This window comes from Desulfomonile tiedjei, from assembly GCA_016212925.1.
Taxonomy (GTDB): Bacteria; Desulfobacterota; Desulfomonilia; order Desulfomonilales; family Desulfomonilaceae; genus JACRDF01.
Genome location: JACRDF010000003.1, coordinates 388,575 through 407,005, shown reverse-complemented (window position 1 = coordinate 407,005; position 18,431 = coordinate 388,575). Strand labels below are relative to the sequence as shown.

Annotated in this window: 16 protein-coding genes, 1 tRNA gene and 2 rRNA genes; 8 read left to right on the top strand and 11 right to left on the bottom strand. The window is 53.7% G+C overall.

Annotated features, from left to right (window positions below; all coding sequences use genetic code 11):
- From HY913_02355 to HY913_02345, 3 genes are all read left to right on the top strand, one after another.
- Positions 1-365 (top strand): 23S ribosomal RNA (locus tag HY913_02355); the annotation flags it as partial.
- 100 nt (positions 366-465) lie between these two features.
- A 5S ribosomal RNA gene (gene rrf, locus HY913_02350) occupies positions 466-582 on the top strand.
- Between the two features lie 229 nt (positions 583-811).
- Entirely contained in the window at positions 812-1,474 is a 663-nt protein-coding gene (locus tag HY913_02345) for a hypothetical protein (GenBank protein MBI4962094.1), read from the top strand.
- Positions 1,475-1,861: 387 nt separating this feature from the next.
- Here the strand turns inward: HY913_02345 and HY913_02340 are convergent, their stop codons facing one another.
- From HY913_02340 to HY913_02295, 10 genes are all read right to left on the bottom strand, one after another.
- Positions 1,862-2,323, bottom strand: a complete 462-nt coding sequence (locus tag HY913_02340) for a hypothetical protein (protein MBI4962093.1) — start codon at positions 2,321-2,323, stop codon at positions 1,862-1,864.
- Positions 2,316-4,940, bottom strand: coding sequence for a DNA polymerase III subunit alpha (locus tag HY913_02335; GenBank protein ID MBI4962092.1), 2,625 nt, complete (start codon positions 4,938-4,940; stop codon positions 2,316-2,318). The genes HY913_02340 and HY913_02335 overlap by 8 nt, the downstream gene beginning before the upstream one ends.
- A gap of 543 nt (positions 4,941-5,483) precedes the next feature.
- Positions 5,484-6,164, bottom strand: coding sequence for a transcriptional repressor LexA (gene lexA, locus HY913_02330; protein MBI4962091.1), 681 nt, complete (start codon positions 6,162-6,164; stop codon positions 5,484-5,486).
- A gap of 372 nt (positions 6,165-6,536) precedes the next feature.
- Positions 6,537-6,785, bottom strand: coding sequence for a hypothetical protein (locus HY913_02325; protein ID MBI4962090.1), 249 nt, complete (start codon positions 6,783-6,785; stop codon positions 6,537-6,539).
- A gap of 190 nt (positions 6,786-6,975) precedes the next feature.
- Entirely contained in the window at positions 6,976-9,594 is a 2,619-nt protein-coding gene (locus tag HY913_02320) for a hypothetical protein (protein ID MBI4962089.1), read from the bottom strand.
- The gene (locus tag HY913_02315; protein MBI4962088.1) at positions 9,591-10,217 is read right to left on the bottom strand and encodes a protein-L-isoaspartate(D-aspartate) O-methyltransferase; all 627 of its coding nucleotides are present in this window, start codon (positions 10,215-10,217) and stop codon (positions 9,591-9,593) included. Before HY913_02315 ends, HY913_02320 begins: the two co-directional genes overlap by 4 nt.
- 140 nt (positions 10,218-10,357) lie before the next feature.
- Positions 10,358-10,825: a ribosomal protein S18-alanine N-acetyltransferase gene (rimI, locus tag HY913_02310; GenBank protein ID MBI4962087.1), complete on the bottom strand. Its 468-nt coding sequence runs from the start codon at positions 10,823-10,825 to the stop codon at positions 10,358-10,360.
- 204 nt (positions 10,826-11,029) lie between these two features.
- The gene (locus HY913_02305) at positions 11,030-11,467 is read right to left on the bottom strand and encodes a PTS sugar transporter subunit IIA (protein ID MBI4962086.1); all 438 of its coding nucleotides are present in this window, start codon (positions 11,465-11,467) and stop codon (positions 11,030-11,032) included.
- 43 nt (positions 11,468-11,510) lie between these two features.
- Positions 11,511-12,371 (bottom strand): RNase adapter RapZ, encoded by an 861-nt coding sequence (rapZ, locus tag HY913_02300; GenBank protein MBI4962085.1) that lies wholly within the window; start codon positions 12,369-12,371, stop codon positions 11,511-11,513.
- 5 nt (positions 12,372-12,376) lie between these two features.
- A complete protein-coding gene (locus HY913_02295; protein ID MBI4962084.1) occupies positions 12,377-12,847 on the bottom strand; it encodes a hypothetical protein in 471 nt (156 codons plus the stop codon).
- A 137-nt stretch (positions 12,848-12,984) separates the two neighbouring features.
- On the opposite strand from HY913_02295, the gene HY913_02290 reads away from it, so the two are divergent.
- From HY913_02290 to HY913_02270, 5 genes are all read left to right on the top strand, one after another.
- Positions 12,985-13,644 carry a TlpA family protein disulfide reductase gene (locus HY913_02290; GenBank protein MBI4962083.1) on the top strand — a complete coding sequence of 220 codons (660 nt, stop codon included), beginning with the start codon at positions 12,985-12,987 and terminating at the stop codon, positions 13,642-13,644.
- A gap of 102 nt (positions 13,645-13,746) precedes the next feature.
- Positions 13,747-13,821 (top strand) — tRNA-Val (locus tag HY913_02285).
- A 120-nt stretch (positions 13,822-13,941) separates the two neighbouring features.
- On the top strand, positions 13,942-15,852 hold the full coding sequence (gene thrS, locus HY913_02280; protein MBI4962082.1) for a threonine--tRNA ligase: 1,911 nt from the start codon (positions 13,942-13,944) through the stop codon (positions 15,850-15,852).
- 52 nt (positions 15,853-15,904) lie between these two features.
- Positions 15,905-16,441, top strand: a complete 537-nt coding sequence (locus tag HY913_02275; protein ID MBI4962081.1) for a translation initiation factor IF-3 — start codon at positions 15,905-15,907, stop codon at positions 16,439-16,441.
- 218 nt (positions 16,442-16,659) lie between these two features.
- On the top strand, positions 16,660-17,043 hold the full coding sequence (locus HY913_02270) for a PilZ domain-containing protein (GenBank protein MBI4962080.1): 384 nt from the start codon (positions 16,660-16,662) through the stop codon (positions 17,041-17,043).
- A 25-nt stretch (positions 17,044-17,068) separates the two neighbouring features.
- Here HY913_02270 and asnS read toward each other — a convergent pair whose 3' ends face one another.
- On the bottom strand, positions 17,069-18,361 hold the full coding sequence (gene asnS / locus HY913_02265) for an asparagine--tRNA ligase (GenBank protein MBI4962079.1): 1,293 nt from the start codon (positions 18,359-18,361) through the stop codon (positions 17,069-17,071).
- Between the last annotated feature and the right edge of the window lie 70 nt (positions 18,362-18,431).

Below are 18,431 nucleotides of genomic sequence, written 5' to 3'. Positions count from 1 at the left end.
TCCCAAGGGTTTGGCTGTTCGCCAATTAAAGCGGTACGCGAGCTGGGTTTAGAACGTCGTGAGACAGTTCGGTCCCTATCTTCCACGGGCGCAGGATATCTGAGAGGCTCTGTCCCTAGTACGAGAGGACCGGGATGGACGAACCCCTGGTGTTCCGGTTGTCGCGCCAGCGGCATAGCCGGGTAGCTACGTTCGGATCGGATAACCGCTGAAAGCATCTAAGCGGGAAGTCGACCTCAAGATTAGATATCCCGGGCTTAGGCCCCTAAAGACCCCTCGAAGATGACGAGGTTGATAGGCCGGGGGTGGAAGTGTGGTAACACATGGAGCTTACCGGTACTAATAGGTCGTGCGGCTTGATTCCCAACACAAGATAAGTATTCCTCGATCTTCCTATTTGGTTGATATACGGCGCCACGAGGTTTTGCCTCGTGGCGCTTCGCCATAATTTTGTTTATCCGCTTTCCCGGTGACTATGGCGGAGGGGCAACACCTGTTCCCATTCCGAACACAGAAGTTAAGCCCTCCAGCGCTGATGGTACTGCGTGGGTGACTGCGTGGGAGAGTAGGTCGTCGCCGGGATAACCATAGACCCTCGATTCCTCTGGAATCGGGGGTTTTTTATTTTCCGGCCCGTATTGCTTGCCCACTTGAGGCGATTGGGCAAACCCCGCCTGGAAGGCGCCCAGCATTCGACGACTGTCGCCGGCATTTACGCAACCGCCGTCATAGCGGTTGACTTTACGACACTCAACGGGTACGCCTATTCCATCGCTTTGAGACGATTCCCGATTTCATGGGAGGAACCACAATGACCGCAGCTGCAACTTGCCGAACCGCCCTCGCCTTCCTGGCCCTGGTGCTCGCACAAGCAATGGAGGCCTTTCCCGTGATAGCAGCGTCTCAGGACCCGGGTTCTTCCGCTGTCTCCGAAACCAAGCCCGGGAGCCCCGCGGGCTCGGCTTCGGATCAAGGCCAGAGTGGCTCTCCCACAACCAAGGACTCACCCGATGAAGTCCGGATTTTGAGAGAAAAGATAATTGAGTTGCAGAACAAAGGCCGGCTCGGTTTCCGCAAAGTTGAACTTTGCAGCTCCGTAGAAGGATTCGGAGTCTATTCCCCGCTGGAACAAGGCCAACAGGCCTCCCGCATAGTGCTCTACTTTGAGCCTTCCAATTTCAGCACGCTCATTTCGGAAGGCAGATACGTGGTAGACTTGACTGTAGATCTGTCGATATTCGATGCCGCCGGAAAGCTCATCGCGGGTAAGGAAAACGTGCTGAAGATAAATAGAGTATCTCGGTCTCCGGTAATCGATCTGTACTACAAGATGGAGATAAATCTAAAGAAGCCGATGCAACAACACTTTGTGATAAAGACCACGCTTCATGACAAAATCAAGAACCAGGCGGTTTCAGCGTCGTACAAAGTTGATGTCCGGTCCCCTACGAACAGGATGCTCGACCGAATCTGAATAATTCACCCCTTTTCAGACCATTCAATTTGAAATCCTACAATTCCCACACGCACTTGATACCGATGCGCCTTCCAAGAAGGGACATTAGCAATGGCCGGCAGGGACGCCGGCCGCTACCATAATGTGGTGGCGGTCCCGCGGGACGCGGGATGCGCGCCATGCTTTCTTGCATGAATGCGCATTGGTATTATGGTGATTCTCAAAAGTTTTTTCCGAATGGAGTCGCACTGCTGGACAAGCCAGCAGTGGCACCCCAATTCAATCCGTGATTACTTTCGAGAACCGGTTTAGTTCGCGCGGAGCTTGGCCGCAAGGAGCTGTTTTGAACCGATTGCGCCGCTGTTGGACGATTTGGAGGCTTTGATCCTTACCATGAGAGAGTATTTACGGCTTCGAATGGCCGGGTTTCAAGAAGTCTGCGAGCAGGCCGGTCCACTTGGGTATCACCTTTTCAACCGTTATGGATATTGATAGGCCGTCCTTGCCCTCGCGCTGCAAGAGCCCTTCTACGGTCGCCACTTCGCTTGTCAATATAGGCCGCGCGGCATGAGCTTGCACCTTGGGAAACATCACCAGGTCGGTAAGACCTGTTTCATCTTCCATAGTGATAAACATGACTCGCTTACCCGATCTGGTGGGCGGGGTATGCACAATGATCAAAATGCCGGTAATGCGTACTCGCCGTCCGGATGGTACCCGCCGCAGATCTTTTGCCGTTACTATCCCGTCGGCTGCCAAATGGGGACGCAAAACGGACAGCGGGTGCCCGGTGCAGGAGACACTCATGGAACTTGCTTCGCTGTAGGCTTTGGAAAATGAAAAGTCACGAATGCGAAGGTCAGACATTGCCGGCTTCGTATACCTCCTGTGTTAACCTCCATTCAAACTCTTCCAGCCCATCCAGCGCTCCGGCCGATGTGAGGACCTTCACGACCCTCTCAGGGAGCGGAAGTCGAGCCAAAAGCTCTGTACGGCTGCGGAACGGGCCTCTTCTCTCCCGATCATTAACGATTCGGCGAGCAGTCTCCGGTCCCACGCCGTTCACGACTACCAGAGGAACACGAATCCCTGATCCATCCGGCTCGTATTCCGAGCCGCTCGCGTTGATGTGAGGGGGATAGGCAGGGATGCCTCGCCTTCTGGCCTCATTCAGAAACACAAAGGGAGGATATGAACCCACATGGCCCGCGTTCAGAAGCCCCAGGTAAAATGCCTGCGGATAATGAGCCTTCAAGAACCCGCTTTGATAAGTTATATGAGCGAAGGACGCAGCATGAGCTTTGCAAAAGCCAAAAGAAGCAAAGGCTGCCACTTTGCGGAAGACCGCCTCGGCCAAGACCTTACTGTAGCCGTTTTGTCCGGCCCCCTCAACAAATCGTCGTTTCAGCGATTCCATGGTTCCGGATCCGCGATCCTTGGTCATGGCTCGACGAAACGCATCAGCTTCGGCATAGGATAATCCGGCAAATTTGTTAGCAATCCTAAGCACCTGTTCCTGGAAAAGGATCACACCGTAAGTTTCTGCCAAAATAGGCAGCAGATTTTCATGTGGAACTCGCACGGCCTCTTCTCCATTGCGCCTTCTTACGTATGTTTCCACCATGTTGCCTTCCACAGGGCCCGGCCGGAATAGAGAGATCTCGGCAATCAGGTCCCCGAAGCGGCGGGGCTGAAGGCGACCCAGCAGATTCCGCTGGCCGGGAGATTCAAGCTGGAACACCCCCACACTTTCCGTGCTTCGAAAAAGGGCATAAGTTTTGCGATCGTTTAGCGGCATGCGGTCAAGATCAAAGTGAATTCCTTTTCTTTCCAGGACCTCAAGCGCCTTCCGAATAGCCGTATGCATTCGCAGGCCAAGTAGGTCCAGTTTAAGGAGCCCCAGCGCTTCCACATCATCCTTGTCCAACTGTCCCACGGGAAAGCCCTTGAGGGAAGTCCCTATAGGAGTCCAGGCCTTGATGTCGTCCGGCGCTATAATTACACCACCTAGATGGACCGAACTCTGAAACGGAAGGCCGGCCAACTTTGCAGCCAAACTGACCAGAAGTGTTTCATTTTGAATAGGGGCAGATCTCAGTTCCGGCAGATTTTCCAAGGCCTCTGCCAGGTCCCGCCCCTGAAGCGACCACGGTAGACAGGTTGAAAGACGACTGATTTCCTCAAGAGGATAGCCCAAAGCTCGTGCCACCAGACGGACCGCGCTACGAGTCCGAAAACTGAGAATAGTCGATACCATTGTCGTTTGACGAGGGAGGAGTTCCATCAGATGATGGATGACTTCGTCACGGCGATCGGAATCAAAGTCCAGATCGATGTCCGCCATGTCAATGCGACCCTCGTTGACAAAACGCTCAAAGAGGAGGTTATGGGCTACCGGGTCCACGCCGCCCAACAGAAGGTAAACCACAAGACTTCCTGCGGCCGATCCTCGCACGCTGTGGCGAATACCGGTCTTTCGTGCAAAATCGACCACTTCTCTCACCAGCAGAAAGAAGTCGGCCAGTTTTAATTGGTTGATAACGGCCAGTTCTCGGTCGAGTCGCCGAAGATAATGCAGGGAGACCGGTCGAAACATCCGAGCCGCTTCCGTGAGCGTTAAAGTAGTAAGCTTGCGAGACGATCCCTCCGGATTTTCCGACACAGGAGGATGAAGCTTGCCGACAGGCAAGGAAAAGTGACGACACATCGAAGCGATCACGCGGGTATTTTCAAGAGCAACAGGATAAGGGATTCGGCGCTCCATCTCGCGGCTGCCGGTCAGAAAGAATTGGTCATTCGGTAAAGGAGAAACCTTTCTATGATGATGGTGGCGCTGTATGCCGGTAAGGGTCCGATGCAGGACATAATCCTCCGGCCTTAGATAAGTAACCAAATTTGTGGCCACCGGAGGAATATCCAGGCTTCGAGCCAAGGCCACTGTCTGCTCCATCAGTCTGACAGCCTGTCGCTTTGTGTCTTCGGATTGTCGGTGATTCTGCAGAACTACAAAGAGTCGATCCGGGTGACGCAGGACTTCCCGCAGTTCCAGCAGGCTTTGTCTTGCTTGATCAATTCTCTCCTTCTCCAGCAAAGTTTTTACACGGGAGCCGAATCCACCTGCCAGACAGATCAACCCCCCGGACCAGTGTGTCAAATCCTGTTTGGTAATAAGATTTTTCGCGGTGGTTCCACCTTCAAAGGCTATGGATAAAAGGCGACATAAATTTCGGTACCCTTCGGAATCGGAAACCAGCATGCTCACCGGTGAGCCGTCCCACAGAGAGAGCCGCGCACCCAGTATGGGTTGAATACCCGCTGCTAAAGCCGCCTTATAAAAGCGAACCGCTCCGTGAAGTCCATAGTCGGTGAGAGCGACCGCCTTCTGACCAAGGCCGCGGACTCCCTCGACCAATTCCTCCGGGTTAAAAGTTCCCCACAGGAAAGAGTAAGCGCTTTGGACTTCAAGATGCACAAAATTATCCATTCAGACGGTTCCTCTAAACATAAGATACTCATGTGCAGACCGCTTACCTGCTTCATCACGCATCGGGACCGGCCGCACCGGTAGGGAATCTAACGGGAACCTCTTTGTGTAATGGATTATTCACTTAGCTACGCCTGATAATGCGGATTACCATGAATATGTCATTGCGAGGGCGCAGCCCGAAGCAATCTCCATTGGTGGGACAGGTTTCCAGCATGTCTATTAGAATGACCGGCAAGATGCCGGTCCAGCGGAACGTGGGATATCTTGTCCTCGAATTATCTAACATCTACAGCAATGACAACATTGGGCCGCATTCCGAGGCAAAGCCTGGGAGCCATATCTCCACAGCATCGGCAAAATCTGTGGACTTAAGTAAACAATCCATTGTGTAAAGAGTTTTCCCCCGTGCCACCAACAAAAAGCTCTATATTACTCGCTGTGTGTGTTCCGTCGCTGGCGGAACACACACAGCGAGCATGGTATAGGAGTTTTTGGGGAGGGGTTCCCCGGCAAACGCCTTCCTTCTGCTACTCTCCCTGCTCACACACCCGCCCGGATGACTCCCACGAGCCTGCCGAGGATCTTCACTCTCGCCTGTTCATCGCCAATGAAAACTAACGGCTGATATGAGGGGTTGGCTGCGTGCAGCTCTATATCCGCGGGGCTACGTCGAAAAACCTTGAGTGTTGCCTCCGGTTCCAACCCTTCCACCTGGACGGCCACTATCTCCCCGTTTTGGACCACCGCCTGCGGTCGAATGATTGCAAGATCCCCGTCTCGGATCTGTGCATCTATCATGGAGTCCCCTCGCACTCGAAGAGCAAAGACGCTGTCTGAGCCGAAAAGTCTGGGATCTACCGGCAGATCTTCTTCCCTGTTCTCCTGGGCCAAGATCGGGGTGCCCGCTGCGATCTGGCCGATAAGGGGGATAAAGACGGTCGACGAGCGAGACGTGAGTTTCCAGGCCCGTTTCTTGCCGGGGACACCGGTAAGATAACCCCCTTTTTCCAGGACTCGCATGTGTTTGAGCAGACTTCCTGCAGAAGCGAGACCTAACCCCTTGCATATTTCCCTCAATGATGGAGAGAATCCCTCGCGGTCCTGAAAAGACCCGATGAAGCTGAGGATCTCCTTTTGTCGGGTGGTAATTTCCACGTAATTAATATAGAGAACAAATGTTCTCTTGGCAAGAAAAAAAAGAACATACACCAGACTTTTCAATGCCGCTTGTGATATTGCCCCAGTGCTGGAAAGGACTCAGAAACTTCGCGTTGCTCACAAGAGGCCTGAAGATGGCCGACGACTTCATGCGTGAGTTTCTATACGGAGGTGCATTGAAATTGAGACAAACATCTCGGTGGGATCAGGCAGTAAGGGCGGTTCACGAACCGCGCCGTACCGGTGCCATCGCAGAATCCTCCATTCTGAGACAGTTTTCGGGCGCCTGCCCCTACCCAGGCTAACCGCATTCGGACAAGAATTTTGGCGATCGGTATAAACGCAGAACAACATCTTTGGGCGGGCTGTGCCCACGGGATATGTCTGTGAGAAAAGTTGTGGAAAGCAGGCCTGTGTCAGATAGAGGGGGGTGTTCTACTCACCCCGCGTCTTCCAGGAGTCGTTTCTTTTGTCATACCATCGGTCCCAATTAGTCCTCGCCTCCGAGGGTGGGGGGATGAAGTTGGAGACCGACTTGGCGCCTGGAATGTACTTGGATACCCATCCTTGTTTGTCTGCATCGTACCCGGCCGGAACCGGATTGCCGGAACGCAGGGCCGAGCAGGAGGTCATGAAGGGCAAGGTAGCGATGATCAAGAAGAGAAGTGCGGAGGGAAGTTTCATGAAAAATACCCCTGGTCACAATGGGTTGATGCAAGTCAACCGATCAGGTGCGAGCTTATACCCGTTATCGCCTGTGACCACAAGTATTTTTATACGATTAAATAAAAAAAGTTCCCTGATTACATTCGGCAATTGGTAAGCCCTCAATTACTAATAAAGTGCCAGTGCAAATACTCCGATTCCATATAGATTATTTGGACGTAGTCTCGGGAGACGCATCCCCGGGGGCAACCTTCCCGAGGAAAACGGCCAGCCCTCCGGCAAGAGCATAGATTGTGGCTGACAGGGCAAGCAAAAAGCTGAATCCGTACGCCATTGATACTAGCACCGCGGCGGAGGCGGAGACGACAGAAGCGAAGCCGTTCACAGCCCAAGCAAGTGGGATGGATGCCTGGGCCGCTTTTTGGAGCGCCGAGAGCGCCCACGGAAACGGCATGCCCATGAGGAATGCCAGAGGAGCCATAAGACCAAGGCTGACCAACGTCTTCCAAAAAAAATTGAGGCCGGCCCCGGCTTCGAAAACCACGGGGAAAAGGGCAAAATCCACTACGGTAATGAGAGCGATGAAGACAGCAACAAGGAGAATCCCCCCCGGCACCTTTCCGGTGACACTCGGCTGAACCATACTCCCTGAGCCTGCAAAGAACAGGAAACCTCCAAAAACCGTCGCGGCGGCCAGAACCGGATCTCCGAGAAATCGCGTGAACATCTGGATAAAGGCCATTTCCAGGAACATGAATCCGGTCCCGAGCAAGGCGAAATAGAACCCCACCCACACCAGCAGGTTCCCCGAAGGAGCATTCCTCGCGCGTCGCAGGAGCACCGCCGCGGGTGGGAGGAGAAAGGCAGCGACTCCGGCTGTCCATATCACGGAAATGATGAGAACCAGGAATCCCATCTCGGCTCGCGTCGGCCACAGGGGACCGAAGACTCGACGAAGCTTCGCGAGCGATTTCCATCGAAAAAAATCGTGGAAGAACGGCTGGTTGTCTGTGGCAGGTTTAATCCGGGCTATCCAGTCCTCGTAAAGCTCAGCTCTTTTGTCGCCAACCAACTTTTTCATCGAATCGTAGTACCAGGAGACCCGGCTGCCCTCAGGGCCTGGAATCGAATGGATCCGATTTGTCTGTTCAGGTCTAACTCCCGGAAACCACTCTGTGTCCCACGACATGGAACGGCATGTCTCTTGAAACTTCAGCGACGTCTCGGGACTCACGGGGTTCTTTGCAGCCAGAGTGGCAAGGTTTAACTCATCGCGGGCAATGAGAAGGTGCCGGCCCGGATCTTTGACATCCCCTCCTTCCAGGGCTTCGACCCATGTGGCGGCTATCTTCAAGTTGTCCCGAGGTGGGTCTTGGATTCCCCTGACCACGTTGGCGATCCCTCTTGAGCTCAGCAATGCGAGGCACCGCTCGAATCCCTCTACCGTGGCAAGGTAGTCTTCGCGCAGACCTCCTATTCCTCCGGAGCCCGGAGCGAACCCTTCCAATGCGGCCAGATGAATGATGTCGAAGGTGGTCGTTGTCTGATCCAGAAACGCGCGCGGGTCAGCCACTACCACGGTTACGCGCGGGTCGTCGAGAACCCGGCTGGGATGGTCTTGCAGGACTCGAACTATGTTTTTGTCAGGCTGAACCGTTACGATAGATTGGGCCGGGCTGAGCCGAGCCAACCATATGTAGATCCCGCCTGCATCGCCAAGAATGAGCACGCTCTCCGGTCGTACCAGCTTGTAAGGGAGTGCCGACAAGGTGGATTGGAGAAAACGCGCTTGATCGGCACTTGAAATGGAAGGAATCGATCCGACTTGAAAGCCGTCCTGGAGCAACACATCCATAGGGGGAGGTGCTTCCGAGGAATTCAGGGACATCAGGGTGTGAAAAGACGGGCTTGCAAAAAGGTCTATTCTGCCGCGCAGGCCGCTGAATGATGCCTTTTTTTCAGCGCTTCCCTGTTCCACCAGCCTCTGGATAAAGGCGAGGGACTTGTATTGATCTACGTTGAGCGGGAAAATCCTGTCCGCAGGGACAAGTTGGCTGCTACCTAATAGAACCCCTGCAATCAGCAGAGACAATCCGTAGGTCCATTGCACTCTGCCGCGGGATGCACAGCCGGCCTGCGCTGTCCGCTTTACGCTTGTTGGCTGAGGGCTTCCTTGTACGGCGGACGGTGTATGCCGATTGTTACCGTTGTACACACCTTCTTTTGACTTCGCTGAATTATGGACAAGGCCCGACCGGCGAAGCAGGAAAACCCCCGAGACGAGTGCGCACGCTGCGAGCGGGACAACAACGCCGTTGGCAGGGAAGTGTTCCAGCAGCCAGATGCCGCCCAGCGCTCCGGCCGCGCTGCCGGTCAGGTTCGACGCGTAGACCTTGTGGGTTTCGAGGCCGGCCGTCATGAGCGCGAGGCCTATAAGAATCCCTGCCAGCAGAAAAGGAATGACGTGAATGAGCCAAAAGAGGAACCACCACTTCAGAGTCGGCAGGACCTCTACGGGTGGAAAATACACACTGAGAGGAAGGAGTTCGCCCAGGCGAAAGCAAACCGGCAAGGACAAAGCGAACGACAGGATACCCCAGCGGAACACGGACTCCCGATGTTCCGTAAACCAGGATCTGCCGAGGGACAGGATGGTACCGCCTGCTCCGAAGCCCAGCAGTGCGCAACTAATGACGAGAAAGGAAAAGTGATGATACCGAGCGATTAGCAGGCAACGCATCAGAGCCAGTTGCCAGCCTATCGTAGCGAATGACAGGAAAAAGACAACCGGCCCCAAGCGTCGTGCACAGGTCGTTTCCCCAATCACTTGTCCGGAGCACCTCGAATGAGGGGTACGAATCGCACCAGTTCCAGGGTTTGCGAACTGCGGCCGCCCGATTCATCCTTCGTGACCAGCAGAAGTCGCTGGGTCTCAAAATTTCCGCCCACCGGAATGACCATCTTGCCTCCGGGCTTCAACTGGTCGAACAGGGGCGGTGGGATGTGGAGTGCGGCACAGGTCACAATGATACGATCAAAGGGCGCAGCCTCTTTCAGGCCATAGTATCCGTCTCCGAGGCTTACTTTCACTGACTCATAACCAAGCTGCCCTATCCTGTCCCTGGCAGCTTCGTATAAGGGCTTTACGATCTCTATGGTGAAGACGTCAGGGGTTATCTCGGCAAGTATCGCAGCCTGATAACCGGAACCCGTCCCTATTTCAAGCACTTTCATCCCAGGTTTCAGCTCCAGCGCCTGAGTCATGAGGGCTACAATGTAGGGCTGGGAAACAGTCTGGCCGTGACCGATTGGAAGAGCGCTGTCCTGGTAAGCGAGCAGTTTTGCCGCTCCGGGCACAAAAAAATGACGCGGGACGCGAGTCATGGATTTTATTACAGCAGGGTCGCTGATTGCGGTCCGGCCAAATCCTTTCAGCCCGACCTGTACCATATGGTCTCTTTCATTCTGCCTTTCCGCAAACGCTGCCGGATCGGGGCGAGTCCCGGCAAGACAGTTCGGGGTCGGCCCGACTTGCAGTGTGGCAGCCAGCAGAAACAATATCGGAGCCAATTTTATCGCAAGATTATCGGTCACTGCGCGTCCGTCCTATTGGGATCATGCTCTTCATTCGGGTGCACCCCCAACCACTTTTCCATGACCAGCGCATCATCCTGCAATTCGCTGTAATATTTTTTCCGAAATCCAATGGCGCTAAAACCACATTTTCTGTAGAGCCGCCTCGCGGGAAGGTTTCGCCTCCCAACTTCCAAGATAATTCTCTTGAGGTCGTCCCGCAAGCACATGGCCTCCAGTTGGTCCATTATGAATTTCCCATATCCGTGACCGCGGTAGTCGGGATGAACAGCGACGTTCATCAAATGAGCCTCATCAAGGACCTCCCAGAAGCATATATAGCCTACAAGAGTATCTTCCGACTTGAAAACCATGAGCCTTGCGGCCCGGTTGGCTATTTCCTCGAGGAACATGTTCCTTGACCACGGCGCGGCAAAGGAGACCTTTTCAATAGCCACTACTGCGTCAAGATCCGATACTTGCATCGGTTCGCTACTGAGAGTTTGTTGGCTAACCATTGGTGTGCGGTCTGATTGTGGTGATTGCCGAAAGTAATGTCCGATTGTTTATTTGCACCAACCCAGCTTTCGCCGCGAAGCAACGACCATACAATCGGATATTCTTTTTTTGAGATGGGCTACAAAAGCGATCGCTAGCGCTCTACGCCGGGGAATCGCATGACTTGGCCGTCAGCCGGTTTTCTCTCCGGGTCCTTTTCGGGAAATCCTTTGTCGCAGGACATCTCCTGCCAAAAAGATATTGTCTCTGCCGGCCTCGGAAGCCAGCTTTGCCAGTGAGCCCAGATTGTGGTCCGACCTGGAGTTTATTGCTTTGATCATCATGGGAAGGTTCAGTCCGGTCACTACCTCCACCCTCCCGTCCTCGAGAAACGAAAGCGAAAGATTGCACGGAGTTCCGCCGAACAGGTCGGTCAGGATGAGCACACCTTCTCCGGTGTCCACCTTGTTAATGGTTCGCGACATCTGCTCTCTGAGGACATCCGGGGATTCCGTGGGATCTATGGACAGTGCGACGACCGCCTCTTCCGAACTCAACCCTATCAAGCGAGCCGTGTTGATAAATTGTGTACCAAGCTCGCCGTGAGTCAAAACAAGTATACCGATCATGATTTGGCGCTTCCTGACTTACAGCCGTTTTCAAGTCCAAGAGTCAGCGGGACAACTCTCTGTGTCTCAACTCGACGCCTTTGTAGCCATTCTCCACAAGGAACCGAGAGACATGTTCAGCGACGACTACCGATCGATGGCGTCCTCCCGTGCATCCCACCGCGATCGTAAGGTACTGCTTACCCTCCTTCATGTAAAGAGGCAAAAGAAAAAGTAGCAGGCCGGTGAGTTTTTCCAGAAACTTCCGTGTGGTCTCATGCGAAAAGACCCACTCGGCCACTTCGGTGTCACGGCCGTCCTTGGCCTTCAATTCCTCCACAAAATACGGGTTGGGCAAGAAGCGAACATCCAGCACCAAATCGGACTCCATCGGGAGGCCTTTGCCAAAACTGAAGGACTCCACGGTAATCTTCAAAGCATCGCCCGGGGATGTCGCAAAGACCCTTTTGATCTCTTCACGCAACTGGTGAACCGTCATGTCGGACGTGTCTATGACCCAGTCCGCGCGCTCTCGAATCTCTTTCAGTTCCTGTCGTTCGCGTCTAATCCCCTCCATGACGTTTCCCGCGGGGGCCAACGGATGTTGGCGTCGAGTTTCGCTGTACCGGCGGATGAGCACCTCGTCTCTCGCGTCCACGAAAAGGATTTCCAGGGAGGTCTCCTTAAAGTCCAGGGCGTCCAGGATGGTCGGATATCGAGGGAAAAACTTGCGTTGGCGAAGATCTATCACCAGCGCCAGACGCGTCAGTTCTTCCGCCAGGGCGTCACTGAGTTCCAGCAGTTTGGGGAGAAGATCCACAGGCAAGTTGTCCACGCAGAAGAAACCGGCATCCTCAAGCGTGCGAGCCACAGTAGATTTCCCTGACCCCGAAAGGCCTGTGATGATTACAACTTTTCGCTTCATACGTTTTACACCGTTCTGTTGGTCTTAAAGAATCGAGCCAACAGTTCTATGAGAAGGGCGGGGTCCATGCCCGAGGCTACCGGGACTCGCACGGTCAGGAGGTCGATATCCATGAGTTGCAGTCTTCCTGTGTCCGGAGAGGTCCTACCGAGGTCTATGGCCGGGTTGTACTCGTCAAGCTCCACCACGAAATCTATCGGGGCTGACGTCAGTATGCCGCGGGGGAACAGGGATTTGGCCGCAAAGATACCCAGGCCCCTGACCTCGATTCGAACGTCTTGTTCCACAGCCCTTCCGACCAGGGCATTTCCTTGGGGATCATGAAACACCTCCACGAGGTCGTCGGCTACGAAGTAATGTCCCCGGCGCAGAAGATTCAACGCCGCAAAGGATTTCCCGGACCCTGCCGGACCGCGTATAAGAACGCCGACATCGTGGACCGAAACGAGCACTCCCTGGATCTTGACAGTTTTCATTTTTCATTCCATACCACGGCTCACCCGGTTGATCAAATGTAAGGCCGTAAAAGTGGCCGCGAGAAAAAAGGGTTGACAATCGGGCCATTATATCATAATTGATATATTTATATTTAAACGACCCCTCGGGAGGCCTAATGAAATTCACCTTCGGCAAAGCTGCTCTTCTCGCTCTAACCCTGTCCGCGATCATCCTAGCTTACGCACAGCTTACATATGCAGCCGGCGCATCCGACGCCAATATTTTTGTTTATCCGAAACCGTTCAAAATTGCAGATCTTGTCTTAAGGAACCCATCGGGGCAGAGGGTTTCTTTGAGCGATTATCAAGGGAAAGTGGTCTTATTGCATTTTTGGTCAATCCAATGTCCGGCCTGCCGAATGGAGGAACCTGACCTGCATCATCTGAAGAAGACCTTTGGTCCCCAAGGCCTCGAAGTCCTGGGAGTCAATTTGGTGGACTCGCCGCAGGCCATCACCGGATACGCCGTTGCCAACCAGATGCCCTTTCCGGTCCTGTTTGATGGCGGCCAGGGATTCAAGCTGCAAGTGGTAAACATGGCGGGCAAGAATACGGCCTTCGTGGTAACTCCGGGGCGAGAAGCCGTCCTGGAGGTCCCGGGTTTCCCCACTACCTACATCCTCGATTGCCGTGGCAGTGCGGTGGGATACAGCTTCGGTGCCGCCCGCTGGAATGATGGGGCCGCGCTTACCCTCATAAAGAGCCTGATTTCAGAGGTCAAGACATGCCGCCCGCGCATCTCGATGAATGTTCCCGGGACCTGGTCTCTATGGTAAGCTGAGGTTCGAGGGCCAATAATACGCATTAACAGAAGCAGAGCCTTTTTGTTTTCCCTTGACAATCTATTGGACGGTTGCTAATTCTGATTGTTATGTTGTAGGCGCGTAGCTCAGGGGGAGAGCATCACCTTGACGCGGTGAGGGTCTGGGGTTCAAATCCCCACGCGCCTACCAGTTATAGGATAGGAAGGTTCCTCCACCCAATATTACGAGGAAAAGGAGTGGTGCCTAATAGATGATAGTTAACCCGTTGTGGGTCGCAGCCCTTGCTTTTGCTGCGAATTCTCCCAGAGCATGAAGTCTTCCATAGAAATTCAGATCCAAGGTGGAAACAAGTCTTATCCGCCTGGTATTACTCCCGCAGAGATTCTCAGGGACATCAGTATACAGAACGGTCGCGACATTCTTGCGGCAGAGTTGAACGGCAAGTCCGTGGACCTTGCCGCGCCGCTGACAGACCCCGGTGTGCTTGAATTCGTCAGCGCTTACTCTCCGAAAGGACTTGACATACTACGCCATTCCGCGGCCCACGTCATGGCTCAGGCGGTCAAGGAACTCTTCCCTGACGTCAGGGTTGCTATTGGTCCTTCTATCGAAGACGGCTTCTACTACGATTTTGACGTTTCCAGACCCTTCACTCCTGAAGATCTTGAGAAGATCGAAAGCCGCATGCACGAAATTGTGAAGAGCAAGCTTCCTTTTAGACGAATGGTATTGTCCAAGGAGGAAGCCACGCGTTTCTTCGAGGAAAAAGGCGAAATCTACAAGGTCGAGTTAATTCAAGGTGTGGAAGACGAATCCGTAAGCCTATACTCGCAAGGTGAGTTCACTGACCTGTGCCGTGGGCCGCACATTCCGCACTCCGGGTTTATAAAAGCTTTCAAGCTGATGAAGGTTGCAGGGGCTTACTGGCGAGGGGACGAACGTAACCCCATGCTGCAGCGGATATACGGGACCGCTTTTCCTTCCAGGGAGGATTTGGAGAGGCACCTGCACCTTATCGAAGAGGCCAAGAAGCGCGATCACCGGAAGCTGGGAAAGGAACTGGACCTTTTCTCCATCGTTGATGAGGCCGGCCCCGGCTTGGTCATATGGCACCCCAAGGGCGCTATGCTCCGGTACCTCGTAGAAGAATTCGAGAGAACCGAACACCTGAAGCGTGGCTATCAGATGGTTGTCGGCCCACAGATCCTCAAACGCGAGCTTTGGGAAAGGTCCGGGCATTTCGACAACTACCGCGACAACATGTATTTTACGACTGTGGACGAGATCGACTATGGGATTAAGCCCATGAACTGTCTCGCTCACATGCTGATCTACAAATCCAGGATACGTTCGTACCGTGACCTGCCGTTGAGGTACTTTGAACTGGGGACCGTTCACCGCCACGAGAAAAGCGGCGTGCTCCACGGGCTCTTGCGAGTCCGACAATTCACCCAGGACGATGCGCACATCCTGTGTACGCCGGAACAACTGAACGATGAAATAGTGGGAATTGTCAGGTTTGTTCAAGAAGTCATGGGAATTTTCGGATTCGATTATACTATGGAACTGAGCACTCGCCCCGAAAAGTCAATCGGCACGGACGAGGACTGGGAAAGGGCGACCAATGCTCTTGAAAGGGCTTTGAAAGGCCTGAACGCCGATTACGAGGTCAATGAGGGTGATGGAGCTTTCTATGGGCCGAAAATTGACATAAAACTAAAGGACGCTCTGTCTCGCTCCTGGCAATGCGCCACCATTCAATGCGACTTTACTCTTCCGGACCGATTCGATTTGACCTACGTGGACTCCGACGGCCAGCGCAAGCGGCCGGTGATGATTCATCGCGTCGTCCTGGGCGCAATTGAGCGTTTCATCGGGGTCTTGATCGAGCACTATTCGGGGCTTTTCCCGCTGTGGCTATCACCCATACAGGCTGTGATCATGACTATTACGGATAGGCAACAGCAGTACGCTCAGGAGATGGCCGATTTGCTGACGAAAGAAGGGGTTAGACTGGAAACGGACCTTCGAAACGAGAAGATCGGGTTCAAAATCCGGGAAGCTCGCGGCCAGAAAATCCCTTATATGTTAATTGTTGGGGACAAGGAAGTGGCCAACCGGACTCTCGCGGTTCGCAAAAGAGGAGAGGAGCAGACATCAATGCTGTCCCTCGATGAATTCTTGTCCATGTTCCGTGAAGAGGTCGCCGGACGGTCATGAGTAACGGCGGAACCGCAAAAATCCACCTGTCATATTCAAGGGGGCTTTGTTCATGAAAGGAAGGCCAAGAGTTCCAGTTCCCGTGGAACCTAAGGTCAGGGTGAACCAGAAGATACGTGCACTGAAGGTGCGGGTCATTTCACCCGATGGAGAGCAACTTGGGATACTGGATGTGCCGACCGCCTTGCAGAAGGCGGAGGAACACGGACTGGATCTTGTCGAGGTTGCTCCAAACGTGGATCCGCCCGTGTGCCGAATTATGGACTACGGACGCTACCGCTACGAGGAAAGCAAGAAAGAGCATGAAAGAAAAAAGAAACAAGCCATCGTAGTGGTGAAGGAGATTAAACTCAGGCCCAAAACGGAAGAACATGACCTTGACTACAAGGTAAAGAGGCTTAAAGAATTTATTGCAGATAAGTTCAAAGTTAAGGTCACCGTCATGTTCAGGGGGAGAGAGATTACTCATCCCGAGCAAGCTCATGCTATCATTGACAAGGTGATTCAGTTGGTGGGGGAAGACGCGCAAGTGGAACAACCGGCCAAATTTGAGGGCCGCAACATGACGCTGATTCTCGGCCCCAAATAACAATTATCCTGGGCCGTCCTGTGGGTATGCCGCCGGAGTGGCTGAGTTATTACCGTCTGATAGCCTCCATTGATTGAATGGGGGCTTCAATGAGGATCGTCCGATGGAGCGATCTTGGCACGCGGTCCCACCGGTTCGATCCGGATGTTAGGGAGTGTGCCACGGCTGAACCCTAAATTAGAGTCTGATTAGCCGCCACCGGATCTCAGGATTCTATGATGTCGGACAAAGAAAAAAGACAGTTCACACGAATACCGTTCCGGACCGAAGCGAAGATATCCACGAGCAACAAAGTCATATCGTCCAACAAATTGCGAAATATAAGCCTCGGGGGAGCTTTTGTGGAGGTCGCTGAATACCTTCCGGAAGGTGAACCTTGCGTGCTGAATGTAGACCTGATTGGCCCGGCAAGCCTTTTGAGGATACAAGTGGACGGATTTATTGTTCGTGTGGAAGATGCGGGTATTGCCGTGAGATTTAGCAGAATCGACCTGGACAGCCTAATTCATCTCCGCCACTTGATCAAAGTTCACTCCTTGGACCCTGATGTTGTGGACAACGAATTCGCAGAAAACCTTTTGGAAATTAAACAACCGAGTTGATTAGCGGCCCGCTCGCACCGTCTATCTAAGGGTACAGTCGGTCCATCAGTCTCGGGAAGGCAATGGCCTCCCTGACGTGGTGTATGCCCGCGATCCAGGCTAGCGTGCGCTCAATTCCCAAGCCGAATCCCGAATGAGGAACCGAACCGTACCTGCGCAGGTCCAGGTACCATTCCAGGGGTGCTCGGTCGAGGTTGTGGTCCGCTATCCTGGCTTCAAGCTTCTCCAGGGAATCTTCTCGTTGGCCGCCGCCAATGATTTCACCGTAGCCTTCCGGTGCCAGCAAATCCACGGCAAGGGCCAGCCGGGGGTCTGACTGATCTCTTTTCATATAGAACGCTTTAACGCCCGCGGGATAGTGCGTTACAAAGACAGGCTTTTCAAAGGCTCCCGAGAGCACCGCCTCTTCTTCCGCTCCAAAGTCATCGCCCCAGTTGAATGGGGTGTCGTGCTGCTTGAGGATTTCAACCGCGTCGGAATAAGTAATTCGGGGGAATGGTGGGCTCACTTTCTCCAGGGGACCGCGATCTCGTTCCAGGATCTCCAGATGTCTGGAACACTCGTCGAGAATGTTCTCCACGATCCTGCAAACAAGTTGTTCCGCAAGATCAATCGCTTGAGGCAGCTCCCAGAAAGCCATCTCGGGCTCAATCATCCAGAATTCGGTTAGGTGGCGCCGCGTCTTGGATTTTTCCGCGCGAAAAGTCGGACCATGAACGTAAATCTGTCCCAGGGCCATGGCCGCGGCTTCGCCGTACAACTGCCCGGACTGGGTCAGGTATGCTGAACGGTCGAAGTAGGCTACCTCAAAAAGCGACGTGGTGCCTTCACAGGCCGTTGGCGTAAGTACGGGCGCTTCCACGGAAACGAATCCGAGATCGTCAAAAAAAGCCCTCGCCGTCCGGGACAACACGGAACGAATTTTCAGGAGCGCCACCTGTCGAGAAGATCTCAGCCAAAGGTGACGCTGATCCATAAGGAAGCCGACTCCGTGCTCTTTCTTTGCAATAGGGTAAGGCTCTGCTTCATGAACCAAGGTCATGTCGTGGACCGTCAGCTCGAAGCCGAGCGGAGAGCGCGGATCCTTCCTCACTTCACCGCGTACGATTACTGAAGATTCGTAAGGAACTCGGTCAGCGAGTTCAAACACATCGGACGAGACCTGGTCCACAAGGACCACGCATTGGATTGTCCCGTGGCCGTCCCGAAATTGAAGAAACCGGATCTTTCCGGATGACCGCCGGTTGGCGATCCATCCGCGCAGCTCCACCTGTTTGCCTTCGTACCGAGAAATCTGGTCGATCGTAATCCAGTCCATTCCGGCCCCCTGGTCAATGATCCATGTTGAATTAAGGACTTCCAACAAATATATGCCGGCACATTGAGAT

Coding starts and splice junctions, on each gene's coding strand:
- rapZ (MBI4962085.1), bottom strand. CDS start 12,371: ATGAAGCGAAAAGTTGTAATCATCACAGGCCTTTCGGGGTCAGGGAAA.
- HY913_02305 (MBI4962086.1), bottom strand. CDS start 11,467: ATGATCGGTATACTTGTTTTGACTCACGGCGAGCTTGGTACACAATTT.
- HY913_02290 (MBI4962083.1), top strand. CDS start 12,985: ATGAAATTCACCTTCGGCAAAGCTGCTCTTCTCGCTCTAACCCTGTCC.
- thrS (MBI4962082.1), top strand. CDS start 13,942: ATGAAGTCTTCCATAGAAATTCAGATCCAAGGTGGAAACAAGTCTTAT.
- asnS (MBI4962079.1), bottom strand. CDS start 18,361: ATGGACTGGATTACGATCGACCAGATTTCTCGGTACGAAGGCAAACAG.
- rimI (MBI4962087.1), bottom strand. CDS start 10,825: ATGCAAGTATCGGATCTTGACGCAGTAGTGGCTATTGAAAAGGTCTCC.
- HY913_02345 (MBI4962094.1), top strand. CDS start 812: ATGACCGCAGCTGCAACTTGCCGAACCGCCCTCGCCTTCCTGGCCCTG.
- HY913_02295 (MBI4962084.1), bottom strand. CDS start 12,847: ATGAAAACTGTCAAGATCCAGGGAGTGCTCGTTTCGGTCCACGATGTC.
- HY913_02270 (MBI4962080.1), top strand. CDS start 16,660: ATGTCGGACAAAGAAAAAAGACAGTTCACACGAATACCGTTCCGGACC.
- HY913_02340 (MBI4962093.1), bottom strand. CDS start 2,323: ATGTCTGACCTTCGCATTCGTGACTTTTCATTTTCCAAAGCCTACAGC.
- HY913_02315 (MBI4962088.1), bottom strand. CDS start 10,217: ATGGTACAGGTCGGGCTGAAAGGATTTGGCCGGACCGCAATCAGCGAC.
- HY913_02335 (MBI4962092.1), bottom strand. CDS start 4,940: ATGGATAATTTTGTGCATCTTGAAGTCCAAAGCGCTTACTCTTTCCTG.
- HY913_02275 (MBI4962081.1), top strand. CDS start 15,905: ATGAAAGGAAGGCCAAGAGTTCCAGTTCCCGTGGAACCTAAGGTCAGG.
- HY913_02325 (MBI4962090.1), bottom strand. CDS start 6,785: ATGAAACTTCCCTCCGCACTTCTCTTCTTGATCATCGCTACCTTGCCC.